The 22,261-nt window shown below is 69.8% G+C and carries 21 protein-coding genes and 1 pseudogene; 18 read left to right on the plus strand and 4 right to left on the minus strand.

Features of this window, described 5'->3' with window-relative positions:
- Positions 1-6 precede the first annotated feature (6 nt).
- The 6 genes from ABLG96_RS09195 (at position 7) to ABLG96_RS09220 (ending at position 9,101) form a co-directional block, all read left to right on the plus strand.
- A complete protein-coding gene (locus tag ABLG96_RS09195; protein WP_353651035.1) occupies positions 7-1,359 on the plus strand; it encodes a family 1 glycosylhydrolase in 1,353 nt (450 codons plus the stop codon).
- A 278-nt stretch (positions 1,360-1,637) separates the two neighbouring features.
- Positions 1,638-2,552, plus strand: coding sequence for a hypothetical protein (locus ABLG96_RS09200; protein WP_353651036.1), 915 nt, complete (start codon positions 1,638-1,640; stop codon positions 2,550-2,552).
- 26 nt (positions 2,553-2,578) lie between these two features.
- Entirely contained in the window at positions 2,579-4,849 is a 2,271-nt protein-coding gene (recG, locus tag ABLG96_RS09205; protein WP_353651447.1) for an ATP-dependent DNA helicase RecG, read from the plus strand.
- A gap of 447 nt (positions 4,850-5,296) precedes the next feature.
- On the plus strand, positions 5,297-5,872 hold the full coding sequence (locus ABLG96_RS09210; protein ID WP_353651037.1) for a sigma-70 family RNA polymerase sigma factor: 576 nt from the start codon (positions 5,297-5,299) through the stop codon (positions 5,870-5,872).
- A complete protein-coding gene (locus ABLG96_RS09215; RefSeq protein WP_353651038.1) occupies positions 5,869-7,251 on the plus strand; it encodes a hypothetical protein in 1,383 nt (460 codons plus the stop codon). Before ABLG96_RS09210 ends, ABLG96_RS09215 begins: the two co-directional genes overlap by 4 nt.
- A gap of 365 nt (positions 7,252-7,616) precedes the next feature.
- Positions 7,617-9,101 carry an FGGY-family carbohydrate kinase gene (locus tag ABLG96_RS09220; RefSeq protein ID WP_353651039.1) on the plus strand — a complete coding sequence of 495 codons (1,485 nt, stop codon included), beginning with the start codon at positions 7,617-7,619 and terminating at the stop codon, positions 9,099-9,101.
- 63 nt (positions 9,102-9,164) lie between these two features.
- Here ABLG96_RS09220 and ABLG96_RS09225 read toward each other — a convergent pair whose 3' ends face one another.
- Both ABLG96_RS09225 and ABLG96_RS09230 read right to left on the minus strand, forming a co-directional pair.
- Entirely contained in the window at positions 9,165-9,494 is a 330-nt protein-coding gene (locus ABLG96_RS09225; RefSeq protein ID WP_353651040.1) for a metalloregulator ArsR/SmtB family transcription factor, read from the minus strand.
- The gene (locus tag ABLG96_RS09230) at positions 9,484-9,915 is read right to left on the minus strand and encodes an SRPBCC domain-containing protein (RefSeq protein WP_353651041.1); all 432 of its coding nucleotides are present in this window, start codon (positions 9,913-9,915) and stop codon (positions 9,484-9,486) included. Before ABLG96_RS09230 ends, ABLG96_RS09225 begins: the two co-directional genes overlap by 11 nt.
- A gap of 250 nt (positions 9,916-10,165) precedes the next feature.
- Between ABLG96_RS09230 and ABLG96_RS09235 the strand changes: the two genes are divergently transcribed.
- The 9 genes from ABLG96_RS09235 to ABLG96_RS09275 all read left to right on the plus strand — a co-directional run bounded on the left by ABLG96_RS09235 (position 10,166) and on the right by ABLG96_RS09275 (position 19,171).
- On the plus strand, positions 10,166-13,552 hold the full coding sequence (locus tag ABLG96_RS09235) for a pyruvate carboxylase (protein ID WP_353651042.1): 3,387 nt from the start codon (positions 10,166-10,168) through the stop codon (positions 13,550-13,552).
- A 43-nt stretch (positions 13,553-13,595) separates the two neighbouring features.
- On the plus strand, positions 13,596-14,159 hold the full coding sequence (rsmD, locus tag ABLG96_RS09240; RefSeq protein ID WP_353651043.1) for a 16S rRNA (guanine(966)-N(2))-methyltransferase RsmD: 564 nt from the start codon (positions 13,596-13,598) through the stop codon (positions 14,157-14,159).
- Complete coding sequence (gene coaD / locus ABLG96_RS09245) at positions 14,156-14,635, plus strand: pantetheine-phosphate adenylyltransferase (RefSeq protein ID WP_353651044.1); 480 nt, start codon at positions 14,156-14,158, stop codon at positions 14,633-14,635. The genes rsmD and coaD overlap by 4 nt, the downstream gene beginning before the upstream one ends.
- 117 nt (positions 14,636-14,752) lie before the next feature.
- A complete protein-coding gene (locus ABLG96_RS09250; protein WP_353651045.1) occupies positions 14,753-15,484 on the plus strand; it encodes a DivIVA domain-containing protein in 732 nt (243 codons plus the stop codon).
- 79 nt (positions 15,485-15,563) lie between these two features.
- Positions 15,564-16,157: a YceD family protein gene (locus ABLG96_RS09255; RefSeq protein WP_353651046.1), complete on the plus strand. Its 594-nt coding sequence runs from the start codon at positions 15,564-15,566 to the stop codon at positions 16,155-16,157.
- Between the two features lie 101 nt (positions 16,158-16,258).
- A complete protein-coding gene (gene rpmF / locus ABLG96_RS09260) occupies positions 16,259-16,438 on the plus strand; it encodes a 50S ribosomal protein L32 (RefSeq protein ID WP_353651047.1) in 180 nt (59 codons plus the stop codon).
- A gap of 17 nt (positions 16,439-16,455) precedes the next feature.
- A complete protein-coding gene (gene rnc, locus ABLG96_RS09265; RefSeq protein ID WP_353651048.1) occupies positions 16,456-17,226 on the plus strand; it encodes a ribonuclease III in 771 nt (256 codons plus the stop codon).
- Between the two features lies 1 nt (position 17,227).
- Positions 17,228-18,109 (plus strand): bifunctional DNA-formamidopyrimidine glycosylase/DNA-(apurinic or apyrimidinic site) lyase, encoded by an 882-nt coding sequence (gene mutM, locus ABLG96_RS09270; RefSeq protein WP_353651448.1) that lies wholly within the window; start codon positions 17,228-17,230, stop codon positions 18,107-18,109.
- A gap of 219 nt (positions 18,110-18,328) precedes the next feature.
- Entirely contained in the window at positions 18,329-19,171 is an 843-nt protein-coding gene (locus tag ABLG96_RS09275; RefSeq protein ID WP_353651049.1) for a hypothetical protein, read from the plus strand.
- A 30-nt stretch (positions 19,172-19,201) separates the two neighbouring features.
- Here ABLG96_RS09275 and ABLG96_RS09280 read toward each other — a convergent pair whose 3' ends face one another.
- Complete coding sequence (locus ABLG96_RS09280) at positions 19,202-19,684, minus strand: GNAT family N-acetyltransferase (protein ID WP_353651050.1); 483 nt, start codon at positions 19,682-19,684, stop codon at positions 19,202-19,204.
- A 56-nt stretch (positions 19,685-19,740) separates the two neighbouring features.
- Entirely contained in the window at positions 19,741-20,187 is a 447-nt protein-coding gene (locus ABLG96_RS09285; RefSeq protein ID WP_353651051.1) for an NUDIX domain-containing protein, read from the minus strand.
- A 259-nt stretch (positions 20,188-20,446) separates the two neighbouring features.
- On the opposite strand from ABLG96_RS09285, the pseudogene ABLG96_RS09290 reads away from it, so the two are divergent.
- From ABLG96_RS09290 to ABLG96_RS09300, 3 genes and pseudogenes are all read left to right on the plus strand, one after another.
- Positions 20,447-20,707, plus strand: a pseudogene (locus ABLG96_RS09290) (GrpB family protein); the annotation flags it as partial.
- Between the two features lie 35 nt (positions 20,708-20,742).
- Positions 20,743-21,027, plus strand: coding sequence for a GrpB family protein (locus ABLG96_RS09295; protein ID WP_353651449.1), 285 nt, complete (start codon positions 20,743-20,745; stop codon positions 21,025-21,027).
- Positions 21,024-21,755 (plus strand): Type 1 glutamine amidotransferase-like domain-containing protein, encoded by a 732-nt coding sequence (locus ABLG96_RS09300; RefSeq protein ID WP_353651052.1) that lies wholly within the window; start codon positions 21,024-21,026, stop codon positions 21,753-21,755. Before ABLG96_RS09295 ends, ABLG96_RS09300 begins: the two co-directional genes overlap by 4 nt.
- Positions 21,756-22,261 lie beyond the last annotated feature (506 nt).

A 22,261-nucleotide genomic window follows, 5' to 3' on the forward strand; every position in this document is an offset into this window, starting at 1 on the left:
CGCCCGATGGCAGGTCTCATGTTCGGTGTCGCCTCCACAGCGCTGTCGGTGGACGGTGCGGACGGGGCAGGGGAGGCTCCCCGCGCCGACACCGTGTGGGACACCTTTGCTGCAGCGGGACGGACCGCGGACGGGACCGGCCCCCGATCCGCTCCGGCGCAACGGATCGAGACGCTGCTGCCGCCCGTGCAGGAGCTCGGCGTGCGCGAGTTCCGGTTCGGCGTCAACTGGGCCAGGGTCCGGCCGGACGGGGTGCACACCGAACAGGCCGCCCTGGACTCCTACGAGCGGTGGGTCGATCTGCTGCTGGGCGCCGGGATCGAGCCGGTGCTCACCCTGCACCACGGTGACCTGCCGCTGGAGTTGATGTTGGGCGGTGGGTGGTTGGAGCGTGACACCTCGGCGTTGTTCGGGGAGTACGCGGCGGACGTCGCCGGGCGGCTGGGTGATCGCGTCAGCCGGTGGGTCACGATGGTCGATCCGTTCGGAACGGCCTTCCACGGCTACGGATTCGGGGTCGATGCACCAGGAATCGTTTTGCTGGGCGGCGCTTTCACCGCCCTGCACCACGCACTGTTGGGTCACGGCACCGCCGTCGACGCGATCCGTACCGCCGCCGGTCGAGAAGTGCGGGTGGGGCCGCTGGCCGACCACACGGTGGCCGATCCAGCGACACCCTCCGACGCGGATCGGACCGCCGCGGCCTGGTACGACAGCTTTCACAACGAGCTGGTGGCCGGCGCTGTGCTCGACGGCCACTACCCGGCGGCCTTCGACCATCTCCCCGGTGCGGCCCTGGACGCGGCGGCGCCGGAGGACGCAGCGGTGATCTCGGCCCCGCTGGACTTCTACGGCGTGCGCTTCGAGTTCGGCCGGACGATCGCGGCTGCCCAGGACAACTCATCGGTGCCGTTCAGCATGGTCGAGCCGGACGACGTCGAGCTGACCGCAGCCGGCTGGCCGGTCCGGGCCGACGACCTGCACCGCTCACTGGTGATGCTGCACCGGCGCCATGCGCTGGTGCCGCCGATCCGCGTCGAAGTCGGTGCCTCCTTCACCGGTCCCGGGGAGGACGAGCGACGCGCCCGTCACCTTCGTGAGCACCTGGAGGCGACCGAAAGTGCTGTCCGGCAAGGGGTACCGGTCGAGAGCTTTGCCTACGGCCATCTCACGGACGGCTGGGAGTTCGGGGACGGGATGACGAGACCGTCCGGCCTGATCGCGGTGGATCCGCAGACCGGGACGGCCACGCCGCGTCCTGTTCTTCAGCACTACCGGGAGCTGGTCCGCAGCCGCACCGACCCGGGGACGGGTGTGGACGAGAGGGCCTCCGGAGATATCGACGCCCCGGGTGGATGACGCCGGCCCGCACCTGAGAGCCGGGCGGCCAGGGCCTTCGTCCGTGCTGTGGCCGCCTCCGGCGTCCGAGCAGCGGCACATGTGCTCGTCCGGTCCGCCGCTGGTGACGTCGGGGTCGCAACGGTGACGGCCATCCCGGTGGTCGTCGCGACTCCGGCTGGTGCAACCAGCAGATCGCGACCGCGCAATGGCCGGGCAACACCCCGACCGGACGTTCGGCCCATCGGGTTGTGGACGGCCCCGTCACTGCTGTCGGTCCGGGACGGCAGGATGGTGTCGTGAGCGCTGTCGATGTCGAGCTGATCGCGCAGTGGGCTGCCCGGGTGCTGGAGCCCGACCGCCCCACCGTTCTGCTGCGTCAGCTGACCGCGCAGCAGCGGGCCGCCGTGGGGACGGGCTTCTCGGCGGTGCGGGCGGCGGTGCTGGGGGAGGATCTGACCACCTTCGAACAGGACCTCGACGCCGGTGACGGTGCGCTCGAGCCGGAGCAGGACGCGGTGTCGGTCGCCCTGTACGGGTATCTGGTGGGCATCGCGGCCGGGATCGCCGCGACCGGCGCCGATCGCGAACCGACCTCGTTGGTGGCCGGGCTGGTGACCGGGGCCGCACAACTGCGGTTCAGTTGGCCTGTCGCAGCACGCTTCGGTGCGGTGGACCTCGCCGACCGGGTCGGGCTCGCCGCCGCCGACATGTCCGGCGAGGGAGCCGATCTCGACCAGGTGGTCCGGGCGGTCGACGACACGGTGCAGGCGATGCTCATGAGCGACCCGACACCCGAGCGCGTGGTCGGCCACGGTTCTGCCGGAACCACCGAGGCCGACGACGACCGACGGTTGCGGAGCATCCTCCAGGGCATCCTCGGGGCCCTCCGCGACGTGGTCGCGCCGGCCACCGGGTGGGACAGGGTGCCGTCCGACCAGGACGAGCGGAGCGCTTGTCGACCCCGCAGGTTCCTCGCCGAGGTGCGCTTCACCGTCGACGGCCCGGCCGCGGTGCACCAGCGCATCGCCGTCACCCTGGCCGCCCACGGCACGGCAGTCGAGTGCCGGCCCAGCGCGGTGGAGGACGTCCGCGACTACCACGTGCACACGGTGCACCCCGGTGTGGTGGTGAGCGAGATCTATGCGATCGCCACCCCTTTCGGGCTGACGATCGACAGCACCGAGCCGCCGTTGGACGGGACGATGCCGTGACCGGCCCGCTGACCCTCGCCTCGCCGCTGCGCGATGCGGGCATCACCGGGAAGCCGGGCAAGGTGCTCGTCGAGAAGATCGGTGTCGAGACCGTCGGCGACCTGCTGCGGTACTACCCACGCAAGTACTCCGAACGGGGGCAGCTCACCGACCTCAGTGCTCTGGTGGTGGGGGAGAAGGCAACGGTCTGGGCCAAGGTCGTGAAGGTCCACGACCGCTCCCTGCAACCCGGCAGCGGGCGCGGCGGGCGCCGCGGCGGCCTCAAGTTGGTGACGACGGTGACGATCGGCGACGGCCGGAAGCAGCTCACCTGCGCCTTCTTCAACCAGTTCCACATCGCGAAGGTGCTCAGACCGGGGACCGAGGCGATGTTCTCCGGGACGGTCAAGGACTTCCGCGGCGAGCTGCAGTTGTCGTCACCGCAGTGGGCCGTTGTGTCGACGCCCGACACGCTGGACTCCATCGCCGATCCGGCCGAGGCGAAGACGGCGATCGAGGTGGTCGAACAGTTCGCCGGCGGCATCATCCCGATCTACGCCCTGGTGGAGGGGCTGACCCAGTCGGTGATCCAGAACAGTGTGCGGGTGGTGCTCGACCTGCTCGGGCCCATCCAGGACCCGGTCCCTGACGAGCTCCTCGCCACCCGTGGCCTGGTCGGTCTCGGCGCTGCTCTGCGACACATCCACCGACCCGGCAGTCGCGCCGAGCTCGATCACGCCCGCGCGCGGCTGAAGTACGACGAGGCGTTGGCGATCCAGTTGGTCCTCGCACGGAGACGGGAGGAGGCGCGCAGTTTCCCGGCCGAACCGTGCCCGCGGATCGACGACGGACTGCTCGCGGCCTTCGACTCGGCGCTGCCGTTCGAGTTGACGCAGGGGCAGCACGAGGTCGGTGAACAGATCGCCACCGACCTGGCCACCATCCACCCGATGAACCGGTTGCTGCAGGGCGAGGTCGGCTCCGGCAAGACCGTGGTGGCGCTGCGCGCGATGCTGCAGGTGATCGACTCCGGTCGGCAGGCCGTGATGCTCGCGCCGACCGAAGTGCTGGCGGCGCAACATGCCCGCTCCCTGCGGTCCGTGCTCGGACCGCTCGGGGCCGGAGGCGAACTCGGATCCGACTCACGCGCCACCCGGATCACCCTGCTCACCGGATCGATGGCGACCGGGGCCCGCCGGTCGGCACTGCTGGACATCGCGTCCGGACAGGCCGGCATCACCGTAGGGACGCACGCGCTGCTGAGCGACGGGGTGTTCTTCGCCGAACTCGGACTCGTGGTGATCGACGAGCAGCACCGGTTCGGCGTCGAGCAGCGCGATGCGTTGCGCAGCAAGGGACCCGAGGGCTCACCGCCGCACGTCCTGGTGATGACGGCCACGCCGATCCCGCGCACCGTGGCGATGACCGTCTACGGCGATCTGGAGACCTCGACCCTGTCGGAACTGCCGCGCGGGCGATCGCCGATCTCCACGACCGTCGTCCCGGCTGCCGAGCGGCCCGCGTGGTTGGAGCGGGCCTGGCTGCGCATCCGGGAGGAGGTCGCCGCCGGCCACCAGGCCTACGTGGTGTGCCCGAAGATCGGCGACGATGAACCCGGCCGGAGCAGGGCGCGCAGTGCCGACGACGAGGAGCTCGGGGAACCGGACGACTGGGACTCGGAACCCGAGGAGACCACCGCGCGACGGCCACCGCTGTCGGTCGACCAGGTCGCGACGTTGCTGGAATCCGGGCCGCTGCAAGGCCTTCGGCTCGCCCGGCTGCACGGCCGGTTGCCGCCGGCGGAGAAGGACGAGGTCATGCAGTCGTTCGCCGCCGGCGACATCGACGTGCTGGTCTCGACCACGGTGATCGAGGTCGGCGTCGATGTACCCAACGCGACGATGATGGTGGTGATGGACGCCGAGCGGTTCGGGCTGTCGCAGCTGCACCAACTGCGCGGCCGGGTCGGCCGGGGGAGCGCGCCGGGAGTGTGCCTGCTGGTCACCGAAGCCCCGGAGGCGTCGCCGTCCCGGGTGCGGCTGGATGCGGTGGCGCAGATCAGCGATGGCTTCGCCCTCGCCGACCGCGACCTCGAGCTCCGGCAGGAGGGCAACGTCCTCGGCACCTCGCAGGCCGGTCGCACCTCGTCGCTCAAGCTGCTCTCGCTGCGCACCGACCGCGAGGTGGTCGAGGACGCTCGGGACGACGCCCAGGCCCTCGTCGCCGGCGACCCGGGCTTCTCGAAGTTCCCCCGACTGCTGGCCATGGCCCAGGACGTCATCGACGAGCAGGGTCAGGCGTACCTCGATAAGGCGTAGGCAGGACTGTGCGGGGCCGGGGATGAGCAGCGCCGCTCCGCAGGCTTCGCGCGGACGCGCCGGCTCGCACGCTCGCCGGCGCGTCCGACGCTGCAGAGGGCTCCGCGTCGCCCCTCATCCCCGGCCCGAAACCTGGTTGCTCCGCAAATCTTCGGCGATCGAGCGAGCGACCAAGGAGCGCGACGAGATCCTGTCACCCCATCGATAGTCGCGCCAGTGAGCTCATGGCGATGAGCGCATCGAGAACCTTCCACTCCTGCGCCGATCGAGCGAGCGAGGAACGAGCGAGTCGAGATCCCGTCGGTCGGAACCTTTTGGTGGCGTCGTGACTCGTGGGGGCATGACGACTCGACGCGCGACGGCCGTAGCGCCGTGATGACCGTGGTCTCCGACGCCGCCGACGTCGGTCGGCCCGAGAGTGGACGCTGGTCCGGGAAGGTGGGTGGGGTGTCCGACAGCGGCTGGTTCGACGAGCTGTACCGGACGTCCTACAGCCGCCTGGTGCTCATCGTGTTCGGCCTCACCGGAAACCTCGGCGATGCAGAGGAGGCGGTACAGGACGCGTTCGCCCGCGGCTACGCGAAGCGGAGCACGCTCGCCGGGGTCGACAACCGCGAAGCTTGGCTGACCACCGTCGCGCTCAACGCCGCGCGTCGTCGGTTCCGGCGGAGTCGGCTGTTCACCAGTCGATCTTCGGACGATCACGACGAGGAGCTGCGCAGCCGTCAGGGCCGCATTCGGGCCGCGGTCAACCCTGCCGAGTTCGTCCCGTCCCGGTTGGACCTGGTCGACGCGCTGGCACGGGTCCCCGCCGACCAGCGGCAGGTGCTCGTGATGTTCCACCTCGCCGATCTGCCGATGGACGAGATCGCGGCGCGGCTCGGTGTGCCGCTCGGCACGGTGAAGTCGCGACTCGCGCGTGGTCGCACCGCACTGGCCGCATTGCTCGCCGACACTCCCGAAGGGTCCCGGTTCGATGACCGCGGCACCACCGGCGCATCCCAGGACGGAGAACCCCGATGATCGAGCCAGGCGAACGGCGCCCCGGCGCCGCTGATGAGAACGGTGCACCCGAGGTGGGCGACCCGGCGGGTCGCGAACGCTGGGACCGGGCCCGCCGCGAGTTGACCGTCTCGCCGCCACCGCTCGCGACCATCCTCGTGCGTGCCAGGACGACCCGCCGCCGAGCGGTCGCCACGGTCGCGGCGGTGGCTGCCGTCTGCGCCACGATTGTCGTGGTGCCGCTGGTCGGGTCGCTGCGGGCCGATGACCGAGGTCCCGCCGGACCGCAGACACCGATCCGCACCACTGCGGTGCCCAGCAGCCTGCCGTCTCCGGCGGCCGCGTCGTCGGTCTCGATCCCACCGGCGTCGCCCCCTCCGGCCTCGCCGATTCCGGTGGTAATCGGCCTGAGCCTCAGCGACTCGCAGCACGGGTTCGCGGTCAGCCAGCAGTGCGACGACCCCAGCAAGAGCGCCGCCCGGTGCCGGTACGGCGTGTGGCGCTTCGACGCCACGGCGCCGCAGCCCTGGACAGCGATGACCAGCCCCATCCCGGACAGCACCACCGACAAGGGCTGGGGTGCCGACATCGTGTCTCTCTCGGCGGAGCGCGTGCTGATCCGCTTCGCCACCGGCGATCGCCAGCACCCCTCCTGGTTCTCCGCCGACGGCAGTCGCACCTGGTCGAAGACGGCCCCACGGCGACCGGTCACGTCCATCCCCACCGGCAGCCGTCCGACGGTGGAGTGCGTGGCAGTGTCGGAGGATCTGGGCTGCTCGCGCCCCGGCATCGTCGTCGATCTGCAGGACGGCAGCTGGACCACGCTCGCCGCACCCGCCGGCGTCACCCCGTCCGCCGTGGTGCCCGGACCCGATGGTCGATGGTGGCTGGTCGGCACTCGCGGCAGCTCGATCGTGGCCGGTCCGACGCCGGATTCTGGGCGGAGCTGGTCGCTGAGCACGGTTGCGACGAAGCCGAGCCGCCCGGTGTTCGGGTACCAGTTGGTGTTCGCCGGTCCGTCAGTCGTCTGGCTGGAGGTCATCGGCCAACACCCGGATGACGACGTCAAGAACGGCCTGCTGGCGATCCACCGGTCGGCGGACGGCGGTCGGGTCTGGCGTCCGGTCTGGACCGCGGCCGCCCGCATGGAACCACGCACCCAGATCGGGGCGGCCATCGGCGGCGCGGGCTCCCTGCAGCTGTGCACCGAGCTCGACCGGTCCTACCGGATCGATGCTGGCGGCACCGCCACAGAGCTCGGCGCCGGCTGTGCCGCCGGGAGTTTTCGGGAGCGGACGTCGTGGGGTTTCCTCGAGCACACCTCCGGCGCGACCTCGCCAGGGCGCACGTCGACCGACGGCGTGCACTGGGCGGCGATCCCGCTGCTGCCCAGCAGCTGACCCGATCAGAAATTCCGGTGGTCGAGCGAGCGCAGCGAGGTGAGACCCCGTCGCACCGAACTTCATCCGGTCGGCGATGGAGCCGCTGATCAGGCGAACTGGGTGACAAGAACAGGGTCGGTGATCGATGGATCCACACTGTGGCTGCCGCAAAATGGCCCCTCGCCGAGCATTTCCGCAGGAGCTCCTGCACACATCGTGAGCGCGCGGCCGTCCTCCGTCACCAGACCCAGGCAGGTCCGGTCCATGAGGCGGCTTGATCGCCCGGGTCGGCTCTGGTTCCATGCACTCCACCGAGTAAACGATTTCTCGCGCGGGCACCTGCAGGAGAAACCGCATCGGTCTCAGCGTCGAGAGGAAACAGCATGAGCGCACCCCGTCAGGTCGTGGTCGGTGTCGACATCGGCACGTCGAGCAGCAAGGGGGTGCTGGTCGACCTCGCGGGTGCCGTGATCGCGTCCGCCACCCGTGAACACCGCGTCGACCGGCCGAGGCCCGGCCACGTCGAGATGGACGGGACGATCTGGTGGCAGGAGTTCGTCTCCATCACCCGGGAACTGCTGGCAGCGGCCGACGGCGCCGAGGTCGTCGCGGTCGGCGCCTCCGGGATGGGACCGTGCCTGCTGCTCGCCGACGAGCACGATGCGCTGCTGCGGCCCGGGATCCTGTACGGCGTCGACAGCCGGGCCGGCGCCCAGATCGAGCAGCTCGACGCCGCGCTGGGTGCCGAGGAGATCTTCCGGCTGGGCGGCTCCATGCTCTCCTCGCAGGCGGTCGGCCCGAAGATCCGCTGGGTCGCAGGCGTTGAACCTGAGGTGTTCGGGGCCGCCCGACGGCTGTACATGCCCAGCTCCTACCTGGTCCGCAGACTGACCGGCCGCTACGTGCTGGATCACCAGTCGGCCAGTCAGTCGACCCCGCTCTACGACACCGCCCGCGAGGTCTGGAACGAGCAGTGGTGGGACGAGATCTGCCCCCAGATCGAACGCCCGGAGCTGGCGTTCTCCGACGAGGTCGTCGGCAGCGTCTCGGCCGATGCCGCCGCGGAAACCGGCCTGCCGCAGGACATTCCGGTCGTCTGCGGCACGATCGACGCCTGGGCGGAGGCGATCAGCGTCGACGCCCATCGGGTGGGCGACCTGATGCTGATGTACGGCACCACCATGTTCATGATCAACACCGTCGCCGAGGCGGCCAGCCATCCGACCCTGTGGGGAACCGTCGGCGCATTCGCCGGTACCCGCAACCTGGCCGGCGGGATGGCGACCAGCGGCGCGATCACCGGGTGGCTGCGCGAGCTGTACGGATCGCCCGACTATCCGACATTGCTCGCCGAGGCCGCGGAGTCACCCGCCGGGGCAGACGGTCTGCTGATGCTGCCGTACTTCGCCGGCGAGCGGACTCCGGTCAACGACCCGGACGCCCGCGGCGTGATCGCCGGTCTGACGGTCTCGCACACCCGCGGTGATGTGTACCGGGCTGCCCTGGAGGCGACCGCGTACGGGGTGCGCCACAACATCGAGTTCTTCCGAGCGGCCGGTGGGCGCATCGACCGGGTGGTGGCGGTCGGCGGCGGCACCCAGGGCGAGCTGTGGACGCAGATCGTCTCCGACGTCACCGGTGTCCCGCAGGAACTCAGACGGACCTCCGTCGGCGCCAGCTACGGAATGGCGTTCCTCGCCGCCGGTGCCGTCACCGACGTCCGGATGGACGACTGGAACCCGGTCGCACGCACCGTCGAGCCAGATCTCGCACACCACGAGCTCTACGCGAGCGGATTCGAGCTGTACCGCTGCCTCTACGAATCCACCAGGGACATCGCCCACGCGCTGGCAGCACGCCAGTCCTGACCCGGAGTGCGAGCGGGAGCGGGGCCGGTTGTCGGCCGGACGCCGCCGAGCCCGACGGGATGCTCAGCCCTCCAGGTGACTGCGCAGTGCGGCCAGCCGGTCGTCCCAGTCATGGGCCATCGCTGCGAGGTACTGCTGCGCCACCTGCATCGGCGCCGTGTTCAGGCGGTAGCGGATCCGGCGCGCCTCGCCCGGTTCGGGCACCACCAGGCCGGCCTCGGCGAGCAGCGTGAGGTGCTTGGCGATGCCCTGCCGGGTGATCGGCAACCGCTCCGCCAGGTCGGTCGCGGTCGCCGGCCCGCCCGCCGTGAGTTCGGCGAGCAGCGCCCGGCGGGTGGGGTCGGCGAGTGCGGAGAAGACCTGCACCGCAATCACTTCGGGTTCAGGCGGCATCGAGATGTGCCACCAGCTCGCCCAGCTCGCTCGTCCAGCCGCCCGAGTGGGATTCGAACGCCTGCGCGTACAGCTCGTCGTCGAGCTGCGCGAATCCGCTCTCCCGCAGGTGCACCCGGGTCCCGGTGTGTACCGGTTCGAGCGTGAACTCGACGTAGGTGCGCCGCGGGTCGCCGTTCGGTAGACCGTCGATGGGCCAGGTGAATCCGAAAGCGGTCGGTTCGTCCACCCGCTCGACGCGCAGCTCGATCGTCGGACCGTCGTCCCAACTCATCGTGAGCTCGCCGCCGACCCGCAGGTCGATGGTCGCCTGCTGGCCGAACCAGGAGCTGAGCCCGTCCGCCGTGGTGAGCGCTGCCCAGACATCGGACACCGGTCGTGCGATGTCCATCGTCCGCTCGATCTGATCAGGGAATGCCATGTCGTCCTCCTCGTTGGTAGCAACTGTACGGTTGCAACGCTATAGCAACTGACCGGTTGCCACAAGGGGCATCTTCGGATCTCGACTCCTCGTTCCTCGTCGCTCGATCAGCGGGAGGTGGGTGCACCGCTCGAGCCGCGACCGGCGGCTGCCGATAGGTTGACCCAACGCACTGATCCGCAGCGAGACCGGCAGCTTGTCGTCCCCGCGCGGGACGCGAGCCGCCCGGCCCCAGAACCCCGGAGTGTCGATGTTCTCGAAGATCCTGGTCGCCAACCGCGGCGAGATCGCCATCCGTGCTTTCCGTGCCGCGTACGAGCTGGGCGTCCAGACGGTGGCGATCTATCCGAACGAGGACCGCAACTCCCTGCACCGGCAGAAGGCGGACGAGTCGTACCGGATCGGCAAGGAGGGCCACCCGGTCCGCGCCTACCTGGACGTCGATGAGGTGGTGCGCACCGCCGTCGAGGCCGGCGCCGATGCCATCTACCCGGGCTACGGCTTCCTGTCCGAGAACCCGGACCTCGCGCTGGCCTGCGCGGCGGCCGGGATCACGTTCATCGGCCCACCTGCAGCGGTCCTCGAGCTCGCCGGCAACAAGGCCCGCGCGGTGGCTGCCGCCAAGGCTGCGGGCCTGCCGGTGCTGGAGTCGACCGCACCGTCCTCGGACGTCGATGCGCTGATCGCCGGCGCCGATGAGGTCGGATATCCGGTGTTCGTGAAGGCGGTCGCCGGCGGCGGCGGGCGCGGGATGCGTCGGGTCGACACCCGCGGCGAGCTCCCGGAGGCGCTGGCCACCGCGATGCGGGAGGCGGAGTCGGCCTTCGGCGACGACACCGTGTTCATCGAGCGGGCGGTCATCGAACCCCGGCACATCGAGGTGCAGATCCTGGCCGACGCCGCCGGCACCGTGATGCACCTGTTCGAGCGGGACTGCTCGGTGCAGCGCCGACACCAGAAGGTCGTCGAGGTGGCGCCGGCGGTCGGGCTGTCCGAGGAGATCAGGCAGCGGATCTGTGCTGACGCCGTCACCTTCGCCCGGCAGATCGGCTACGTCAACGCCGGCACCGTCGAGTTCCTGCTCGACGAGCAGGGCCGGCACATGTTCATCGAGATGAACCCGCGGATCCAGGTGGAGCACACCGTCACCGAGGAGATCACCGACGTCGACCTGGTCTCCTCGCAGATCCGGATCGCCGCGGGGGAGACGTTGGAGGATCTCGGGCTGTCGCAGGACACCGTGCAGATCCGTGGCGCTGCCCTGCAGTGCAGGATCACCACCGAGGATCCGGCCAACGGATTCCGCCCCGACACCGGAACCATCACCACCTACCGCTCGCCCGGCGGTGCAGGGGTGCGGGTGGACGGTGGGACCGTGCACGCCGGCGCCGAGGTCAGCGCACACTTCGACTCGCTGCTGGTGAAGCTCACCTGTCGGGGCCGCACCTGGGACGCGGCAGTCACCAGAGCGCGTCGCGCGTTGGCCGAGTTCCGGGTGCGCGGCGTGGCCACCAACATTCCGTTCCTGCAGGCACTGCTCGACGATCCGGACTTCGCCCGCGGCGGCGTCACCACGTCGTACATCGAGACCCATCCCCAGCTGCTGACCTCGCGGACCTCCGCCGACCGCGGCACCCGGCTGCTGAACTTCCTGGCCGACGTCACCGTCAACCAGCCCTACGGCAAGCCCCCGACGCAGATCTCGGAGCCACGCGACAAGCTGCCCCGCTTCGATGCCGACGCCCCGGCGCCGGACGGCAGTCGGCAACGGCTGCTGGCCCTCGGGCCGGAGGCGTTCGCCGCGGAGTTGCGCGCGGCCCCCGCGGTCGGCGTCACCGACACCACCTTCCGTGATGCGCACCAGTCGTTGCTGGCCACCCGGGTACGCACCCGCGACCTGATCGCCGTCGCCCCGGCGGTCGCCAGGATCACGCCGCAGCTGCTGTCCGTGGAGGCGTGGGGCGGCGCGACGTACGACGTTGCGCTGCGGTTCCTGGCCGAGGATCCGTGGGAACGTCTCGACCGGATGCGGGCTGCCATCCCCAACATCGCGCTGCAGATGTTGCTGCGCGGGCGGAACACCGTCGGCTACACGCCGTATCCGACCGCCGTCACCGATGCGTTCGTGGCGGAAGTGAGCCGGTCGGGGATCGACATCTTCCGGATCTTCGACGCCCTCAACGACGTGGAACAGATGCGCCCCGCGATCGACGCCGTCCGGGCCGCCGGCACGCCGATCGCCGAGGTCGCACTGTGCTACACCGGCGACCTGTCGAACCCGGCCGAGACGCTGTACACACTCGACTACTACCTGCGGCTGGCCGAGCAGATCGTCGAGGCCGGAGCACACGTGTTGGCGGTCAAGGACATGGCCGGTCTGCTGCGGGCACCGGCCGCGCGCACCCTGATCACCGCGCTGCGGCAGCGGTTCGACCTGCCGGTGCACCTGCACAGCCACGACACCGCCGGCGGACAGCTGGCCACCTACCTCGCGGCCATCGACGCCGGGGTGGACGCGGTGGACGTGGCATCGGCGCCGATGGCGGGCACCACCTCGCAGCCCCCGATGTCCGCGCTGGTGGCGGCCACCGACCACACCGACCGGGCCACCGGCCTGTCGCTGCAGGCGGTGAACGACCTCGAGCCGTACTGGGAGGCGGTGCGCGCCGCCTACCGGCCCTTCGAGTCCGGGCTCGCCGCCCCGACCGGTCGGGTGTACCGGCACGAGATTCCCGGTGGTCAGCTGTCGAACCTGCGGCAGCAGGCGATCGCGCTCGGTCTCGGGCAGCGGTTCGAGGCGATCGAGGACACCTACGCAGCGGCGGACGCGATGCTCGGCCGGTTGGTCAAGGTGACCCCGTCGTCCAAGGTCGTCGGTGATCTCGCCCTGCACCTGGTCGGGGCCGGCGTGGACCCGGCGGCGTTCGAAGCCGATCCGGGCTCCTTCGACATCCCCGATTCGGTGATCGGATTCCTCAGCGGCGAGCTCGGCGATCCACCCGGTGGCTGGCCGGAACCATTCCGCAGCAAGGCATTGGCCGGTCGGCAGCACACGCCGGCCGCCGCAGAGCTGACCGAGGAGGATGCGAGCGCGCTGGCCGACGCCCCACGGAAGACGTTGAACCGCTTGCTGTTCGCCGGGCCGACCCGCGAGTTCGAAGGGATCCGTCGGGACTTCGGCGACGTCTCCGTGCTCGCCACAGCCGACTACCTGTACGGCCTCCGGCGCGGCGTTGAACACACGATCACCCTGGAGCAGGGGGTGCAGTTGCTCGTCAGGCTGGAGGCGATCGGGGATGCCGACGAACGCGGGATGCGGTCGGTCGTCACGTTGCTCAACGGTCAGCTGCGCCCGCTGCAGGTGCGCGATCGCAGCGTGACCTCCGAGATTCCGGCCGCCGAACGGGCCGACTCCGCGGATCCCGGGCACGTCGCCGCGCCGTTCTCCGGGGTGGTGACGTTGGTGGTGGACGAAGGCGATGCGGTGACCGCCGGTCAGACGGTGGCCACCATCGAGGCGATGAAGATGGAGGCCTCGATCACCGCTCCGCGGGCCGGCACCGTCACCCGCAGGGCCATCTCGGCCGTCCAGCAGGTGGAGGGTGGCGACCTGGTGCTGGTGCTGGAGCCGTCGTGACTCGCGCGACGGCTGCATCCGGTGGCACGGCCGGGAATCGCCGGTGACCCGGATCGTCGGCGGCGCTTTCGGCGGCCGGACCCTGCGCACGCCGACCGGCTCGGTGACCCGGCCGACGGCGGAGAAGATCAGGGCCGCGCTGGGTAATGCACTGCAGGCCACCGGCTCGTTGGAGGGCGCCGCCGTGCTCGATCTGTACGCCGGGTCGGGCGCCCTGGGTCTGGAACTGCTGAGCCGCGGCGCCGCGAGCCTGGTTGCCGTCGAACGTGACAAAGCTGCCCTGGAGACGTTGCGGCACAACGTGTCCGAGCTGAAGGTCTCTTCGGTGGAAGTGCTTGCGGGAGACGTCGCCGTGGTGTTGCGACGCCTTGCGGCCCGGGGGACGGGGTCGCGCTTCGACGTCGTCGTCGCCGACCCGCCCTACGGTCTGCCCGACGCCGACCTCGCCGAGGTGCTCGCCGCTCTGGTCCCGCTCGCGACACCGGGCGCCGACGTGGTGGTGGAGCGGGGGAGTCGGTCCGCCGCGCTGGTGTGGCCGCCACCCATCCAGGAGCGGCGGACGAAACGCTACGGCGACACCCTGCTCTGCTACGGTCGCCTGCCATGAGCAGGCACGTGGTCTGTCCGGGGTCGTTCGACCCGCCGACGCTCGGTCATCTGGACGTGATCGGCCGGGCCGCGGGCCTCTTCGACGCGGTGACCGTCGCAGTGCTGGTCAACCCCTCGAAGGACGGCATGTTCGAGGTCCCCGAGCGGTTGGCGCTGCTGGCCGAGACCACCGCCAGATGGCCGAACGTCACCCTCGACTCCTTCCGCGGTCTGCTCGTCGACTACTGCCGCGACAAGGGCATTTCGGCGATCGTCAAGGGGCTGCGGGCGGTCACCGACTTCGACTACGAGCTGCAGATGGCGCAGATGAACTCCGGCCTGACCGGCATCGAGACGCTCTTCCTGCCCACCAGCGCCGAGTACTCCTACATCTCCTCGTCGCTGGTGAAGCAGGTCGCCCGGTACGGCGGCGACGTGAGCGCGTACCTGCCGGCCGAGGTCGACCGCGCGCTGCGCGCCAAGCTCGCCGACTGAGCATGCTCTCCGGCTGGGCACCGGCGGTGAGCCTCACCCGTCCGGAGGATCTGTCCTGACAGACTCGACCCTCAGAAGTGTGCGACGGGTGGCGCGCGCCGGAGGGAAGGACAAGACGTGTACCGGGTATTCGAGGCACTCGACCAGTTGGTCACCATCGTGGAGGAAGCCCGCGGCGTGCCGATGACGGCGTCGTGCGTGGTGCCTCGTGGCGACGTGCTCGACCTGCTGGACGACGTCCGCGACGCACTGCCGGGTGAGATGGACGATGCGCAGGACGTGCTGGACCACCGGGACCAGATGCTCGAAGGCGCACGCCAGTCGGCGGAGTCCACGGTCGGCGGCGCCGCTGCCGAGGCCAAGCGGTTGGTGGAGGCGGCCCGAGCCGAGGCGGGGGCCACGGTCGCCGGTGCCAAGTCGCAGGCCCAGCGCATGGTCGACGAGGCTGGGGCGCGCGCCGAGGCGGTACTGAAGCGGGCCCACGACGACGCCGAACGGGCGATCGCCTCCGGCCAGGACCAGCACACATCGCTGATCGAACGCGGCCATCTCGAGCAGGACCGGCTGGTTGCCGCCGGCCGCGCCGCCTACGAACGGAGCGTCGCCGACGGGCAGGCCGAGCAGGCCAGGTTGGTGTCGCAGTCGGATGTCGTGCAGGCCGCCCGGCTCGAGTCCGCGGACATCCTGGACGCAGCGAACGACGAGGCCGAGCGGATGCGAGCCGAGTGCGACAGTTATGTCGACTCCCGGCTGGCAGCTTTGGAGGAGATCCTCACCAAGACCTTGCGCACCGTCGGTCGCGGCCGTACCTCACTGCGGTCCGGCGCAGTGGCCGACTTCCGCGACTGAGCACGGACTGCCAGCGTCTACCCTGGAGAGGTTGCCCGGCCCGGCCGGGAGCAGACATTCGAGTGGGGAGCAGGAGCAGATGCGTACGCCGTCGCTGGATCATCGTTCACCGTGGGTGATCGACACCCGGTCGGTGGGGAGACGGCCCGGTTCGCTGAAGACACTGCAGCTCGAACTCCCCGTCGACGAAAAGGTCGGCACCGAGGTGATCGCCGTCGTCAAGGGCGAGATCATCGATGCCGATCTGCGCCTGGAGTCGGTGGTCGAGGGCGTGCTGGTCTCCGGTACCGCCTCCGCCGTCGCGGACGGCGAGTGTGCTCGGTGCCTGCGTGAGGTCTCCCTGGACCTGGACGTCGACCTGCGGGAGCTCTACGCGTACCCGGGTTCGGCGACTGCGGAGACCACCGACGAGGACGAGCTGCCGCGGGTCCAGGACGACCTGATCGACATCGAGCCGCTGATCCGGGACGAGATCACCCTGGCGTTGCCACTGGTGCCGTTGTGCCGTCCGGACTGCGCCGGGCTGTGCGTGGAGTGCGGTGAGCGGCTCGATGACCTCGAGCAGGGTCATGCGCATGCGATAATGGACGCGCGCTGGGCTGCGCTGGCCGAGAAGTTCGGTTCGGACGGCCCCGTGGAACCCGGTTCGCCGGGGCCCAGCGCGGAATCCTGAGATCTCGATCGTCCTGGTTCCGTGCGGTCCTCACACCATCCGGATTCACCGGGCGCTGAGCGATTCAGCTGCCCAGTTCATCAACTGAAGGAGAAGTAGTCGTGGCTGTTCCGAAGCGGAAGATGTCCCGCAGCAACACCCGTGCCCGCCGGTCGCAGTGGAAGACCACCGTCCCGACGCTGGCTGCCTGTGGCAACCGCGCCTGTGGTGAGCTGAAGCCGCCGCACCAGGTGTGCCCCACCTGCGGTCAGTACGACGGCCGCCAGGTCGTCGAGGTCTGACGCGGGTTGTCACCCACATGAGCAGTGCGGCACGTCGGAACCCACAGGACGACACCGCATCCGCCACACAGCTGTCCACCGCGCTCGGCGTCGAACTCGACGTCGAGCTCGCTGTGTTGGCGCTCACCCACCGCTCGTACGCGTACGAGAACGGTGGCCTCCCCACCAACGAGCGGCTCGAGTTCCTCGGCGATTCGGTCCTCGGCATCGTCATCACCGAGCGGCTGTACCTGCAACACCCGACCCTCCCCGAGGGTCAGCTTGCCAAGCTGCGGGCGTCGATCGTGAACATGCACGCGTTGGCCGGGGTCGCCCGCGAGATCGATCTCGGATCGCTGATCCGGCTGGGCAACGGCGAGGAACTCACCGGTGGTCGCGACAAACCCTCGATCCTGGCCGACGGGGTCGAGGCGACGCTCGGCGCGGTCTACCTGCAGTTCGGTCTGGAGACCAGCCGCGAGGTGGTGCACCGGCTGTTCGAGGGGCTGATCACCGCAGCTCCACTGCTCGGTGCGGGGCTCGACTGGAAGACGTCCCTGCAGGAGCTGGCCGCCGCCCGAGGCCTCGGGGTTCCCGTCTACCAGGTCACCGATGACGGTCCCGACCACGCCAAGAGCTTCGCGGCCGAGGTCCTGGTCGCCGCCGAGGTGGTCGGTGAGGGCGCCGGTCGCACCAAGAAGGAGGCCGAGCAGCAGGCGGCCTCGATCGCCTACACCTCGCTGCAGGATCTGCAGCCGCAGGACGTCATCGCGGGTGACATCGGCCAGACGCCGGTCGCCGGCCACTGAAGTGCCCGAACTTCCCGAGGTCGAGGTCGTCCGCCGCGGTCTGGCCCAGCACGCCGTCGGACGCACCATCGCGCAGGTCGAAGTGTTCTCCGACCGCGCGGTGCGGCGGCACCCCGGTGGTCGCTCCGATTTCGAGGCCATCCTGGCCGGCCGCACCATTGAGGGTGTTTCTCGACGCGGCAAGTACCTGTGGTTCGTGCTCGATGAGGGTGACGCCGTGCTCGCCCACCTGGGCATGAGCGGCCAGTTCCGGGTCGGCGCGGGATCCGAGGGCGCGACGGCGACTGCTGCCGGCCCTGAGTTCCACCCGCACCTGCGGGTCCGGTTCCACTTCGCCGACGACGGCCCCGAGCTCGACTTCCTGGACCAGCGGACGTTCGGCGGGTTGGCGTTCGCGCATGGTGGCGCCGAGTTGCCGCACGAGATCGCGCACATCGCCCGCGACCCGATGGATCCCGAGTTCGACCTGGGCGCGGCGATCCGCACGGTCCGGGCGAAGCGGACCGAGATCAAGCGTGCGCTGCTCGATCAGACCGTCGTCTCCGGGATCGGCAACATCTACGCCGATGAGTCGCTCTGGCGGGCGAAGGTGCACTTCCGCCGGCCGACCCGTTCGATGACCGTGGCATCGGTGCGCGCCGTGCTGGAAGCGGCGACGACGGTGATGGACGACGCGCTGGCCGTCGGCGGCACCAGCTTCGATGCGTTGTACGTCAACGTGAACGGCGAGTCCGGCTACTTCGATCGATCACTGGACGCCTACGGCCAGGCCGGCCTGCCGTGCCGCCGCTGCGGGGCGACGATCATCCGCGAGGCCTTCATGAACCGCTCGTCCTTCCGCTGCCCGCGCTGCCAGCGCCGGCCGCGCGGCCTCGCCGACTGACCGCCACCCCGTTCGCGGACCGTACGGTCGTTTACGGCCCACGTTCGCGGACCGTACGGTCGGTTATGCCCCCCGTTCGCGGACCGTACGGTCGGTTACGCCCCTCGTTCGCGGACCGTACGGTCGGGTGCGGCCCAGGTCAGCGGACCGCACGGTCGGTTCTGAGTCGACCCACCGGTCCGCCCGGCCGGGCGGGCACCTGCCTCCTATGCTGAGGCCATGCTGAGGGTGAGATTGACCGGCCGCGCCATCTCACCGGTCGTTGCCGGCTCCGGCGACATGGTGGTGGTCGGGCGCGCACCGCAGTCGGACCCGCCGTCCGGTCCCGACCTGAGCTGCACGTTCGTCGGACTCGACGGCGCTGCCGAGCACACCTCTCGCACCGCCCTGCTGATCGACGTCGGGCAGGAGGTCGTCCGGCTGCGGTTCGCCGGAGCGGGCGAGGCGCGGCTGTCGTCGTTGTTCGACGCCCCCGCCGGAGCGCGCCGGGTGACGCTGTCCCGCGGGATGACGGCGCTGTTGGACGAGGGCGAGAACCAGCTGACGCTGCTGCGCGGAGCGGTCGATTCCCGCGGCGGCTTCACCGACCTCGATCTGGACCTGGACGTCCAGCAGGTCGCCGTCGACGACGAGGCGGACGTTCCCGACACCGGTTCGGTGCTTGCGGACCCGGATTCCGACCACACGACTGCGGCCCCCACCCTGGAGCGGTTCGGACGCGAGTGGTTCGTGGCGTTGGCACTGGCCGAGCCGTGGCTGGTGGGTCAGGACGACTACCCGCGACCGCCGTCCAATCGCGAGATCTTCGAGCGGGTCAACGAATGGAACCGCTACGCCTGGAACCTGGTGCGGCCCCAGCGGGTGGACGATGCGATCAAGATCATCTCGCGGCTGGCTTTCGGCCCGGCCGACGATCCGTTCACCCAGACTGTCGGCCGCTCGCAGAACGTCCGCTTCGCCGTCGGTCGTCGCGCGGCCGAGGTGCGGCTCATCACCCAGGACGACCTTGCCGCCGCCAACCGCAAGGCGGCCGCACACACCCAACGGCCCGCAGGGCACTGATCGTCGCGACTCCGACGGGCATCCCAGCGCTCAGTGGTCTCGCTCGGTCGTGTCCGCCCACAAGAACTGACCACTCGCTCGAAAACCATTGCGCGCGTACAGGTTCACCGAATCTGGCGACGCGTGGACGGTGACGTGTTCGGCGCCGCGGGCATGTGCGGTGGCGAGCACCGCTCGCACCAGGGCGCCGCCGATGCCGATGCCGCGGAGCTCCGGCAGGATGAAGCACGACTGCAGGTCGCCCGAGCACCGGTCGATGTTGCTGGCACTGGCGACCCGCGCGGTCAGTGCCAACCAGGCCATGCCCAGCAGCGAACCACCGGGGGTCACGGCGATGTGGGGCAGATGGGTCGAGCGGTGTTCGCGTGCCCACTGACCTGCGAGGCGCACGAACGCCTCCTCGTCACCCGTTGGTTCGCCGACCTCCAGTGCCCACTGCCACCGCAGCTGCACGACCCGATCCAGCTCGTCGTCACGCGCGAGACGGACTTCGAATTCAGGGGGTGCAGACACACGCCGAGAGTAGGCGGGTATCCAACTGTTGAGGAGCGCGTTCCGGGAACTTCCGGTCACAGCGAACCGACTGCGCGGGCAACGATCTCGGGCAGATCCGGATTCGACAGGGGCTCTCGGGTGAGCGCCTCCGGGTACCACCAGCGACCGTCGGTGATGATCTCGCCCGGACTGGGTGCGGGCGGCCGGACGTCGACATCTTCGTGGAGGGCGAGCGCGAAGAAGACGGAGTTCGCGTGCACCTCCACCCCGTTGTAGACGTAGCTGTGTTCGTCTCGAAGGAACGGCTCACCCAGGTCCGCGGCGGGTCGGTCGATACCCGTCTCCTCCCACAGTTCGCGTCTGGCCGCCTGTTTCTCACTTTCACCCGGTTCGAGCCCGCCGCCGATCGTGAACCAGTACGGAGCGTCCGGATAGAGCGGATCGTGCCCCAGCACCATGAGGACTCGCCCGGCCGGGCTGACCGGGATGACGCGCGCGGTGCGTCGACGGATGGCAGCCATGCGGCCAGTCTCTCGCATCCTGTTCGCGACAGGCAGGTGGGTCATGCCGATCTGCGCCGCCGTTCTGATCCACCGACACGGCGCGACCCCACGCAATGGATGGCATCCGTGGAGCTTCCACGGATCGCGATGCCCGCATCGCCGGGGCCTTGCCTTCTCGTACAACTGAACCCGCAACGACGATCATCGACTCAAATCCACCGTTCGCAGATCGGACGGGCGAGTTGAGTCCCGCAGAGCGTCAGGAAAGGATGGCCGGGTGCCCTTCGCCGACGAGCTGTCTTCCGGTGGTGTCGTCGTCGTCCCGTACCAGGCCAATTGGCATGCGGAAGGAGCTGAGCTGGCGAACAAACTCCGCCGACTGGTGCCGAGCGCCTCGGCCGTGGAACACATCGGATCGACGTCGATACCTGGCATGGCCGCCAAGGACTGCCTGGACATGATGGTCCTGGTCCCCGACCCCGAATCGGTGGCTGTCTCCGAAGGCTTGGTGGCGATGGGGTACCGGCTGCGACCTGAACCTTGGAACCTGACCGAGAGCGCCGCTGGACAGGTGTGGCCGAAACGGGTGTTCGCGCCGCCGGCGGGGAGCGACGCAGCAACATCCACCTGCGCCCGACCAACAGTGCCAGCGCGCGCCTGGCACTGCTCTTTCGCGACCATCTACGAGCGAGTCCACAGCGGATCGTCGATTGGTCGGAGTTCAAGACGCGTGTCGCCCAGCACACCGATGATCTCGCCTCGTACGGACAGATCAAACTGCCCGCTTGGCGGCTCCTGATGGATCTCGCGGAGATCTGGGCACAGCAGACGGCATGGCGGGGTGTGAACGCCGCATGATGGCGATCCGGCCGGAAGGGTCGAGCTTCACAGAACCGGCCGAGCACGGCCGGGGTGAGGGTTCCGTATTCCTCGGCGGCGGTGGTAGCCCCGATGACGAACGGGATGTCTGGACCTGGGCCCACACCGGCGTCGAACGTGTGCTGTATTGGCCATTCGCGCTGGCAGGCAACATCCTGGCCACGGCTGACGAGTGGTTTCGCGGCTCACTCGCCTCGATCGATCTCCACCCGGAGGTGGTCACCTGGACGACCTTGCAGGGCCGTCGCAGCGACGAGCTGGACGAGTTCGACCTGCTGCATGTCGGCGGCGGCAACACCTTTCGGCTCCTCGACCACATTCGCAGACACGAGTTCTTCACCCCCGTGCGGGACTTCGTGCGCCGGGGTGGCGACTACTACGGCGGTAGCGCGGGCGCCGTCATCGCCTGCGCGGACATCGAGATCGCAGCCTCCCGTGATCCGAACGACGTGGGGCTGGTCGATCTCGGCGCGCTCGCGCTGATACCCAGCTACTCGGTGCTGCCGCATCATGACGGGAACGTCACCTCCCCGCTGTCGTGGGCGAGCGAGCGAAACCGCGCGGTGATCGCGGTCCCGGAACGCGGCGGTCTCCATCATCGGCTGGGTACCTTCACCGCGATAGGGCCAGATCTGAGCATGGAGATCACCAGCGGGGGAATGACGCCGCGGCCGCCAGGCTCGTCGTGGCTGCACCGAGCCCGGTAGCCGAGTCCACCCACGTCGGCTGCGCATTCGCAGGCGAGGCGGTACGTCAAGTGGAACGACGTGGTGAGCAGTGAGAACGACATGACAGCCTGGGACAACGCGGCCGACAGGTACTTTGAACGGATCGGTCCGGAAGGAGACACCTTCCAGGAGGACCTCGACGTTCCTGAGTACCCACCTGGGGATGCCGCGGGGCGGGATGTGCCGGATCTGGGGCCGCGGTCACGGTTGGCTCGCGGTCCCCAAGGACGGTGAGCTCCCCGCCCACCCTGATCGAGGGCAGCTGCCAGGGCTCGAGCAGAGCGACGAGACGCTCGCGGTCAATTTCTTCGGGTCCTTCACCAGCAGTGCCCATCCGGCGAGTCTGCCAGGTCGACCGTCGAGGGGTCACTACGGGCGGTGTCGGTGGAGGCGGCGTTGACGTCAGTGCGGTGGCCCTCGGCGATGCGGGCCGGAGAGCGATAAGCGGCGTCCGACAACAGGTATGACTGGATTCCCCGCCATCT

This window comes from Nakamurella sp. A5-74 (assembly GCF_040438885.1).
In the GTDB taxonomy this organism is placed as follows: domain Bacteria; phylum Actinomycetota; class Actinomycetes; order Mycobacteriales; family Nakamurellaceae; genus Nakamurella.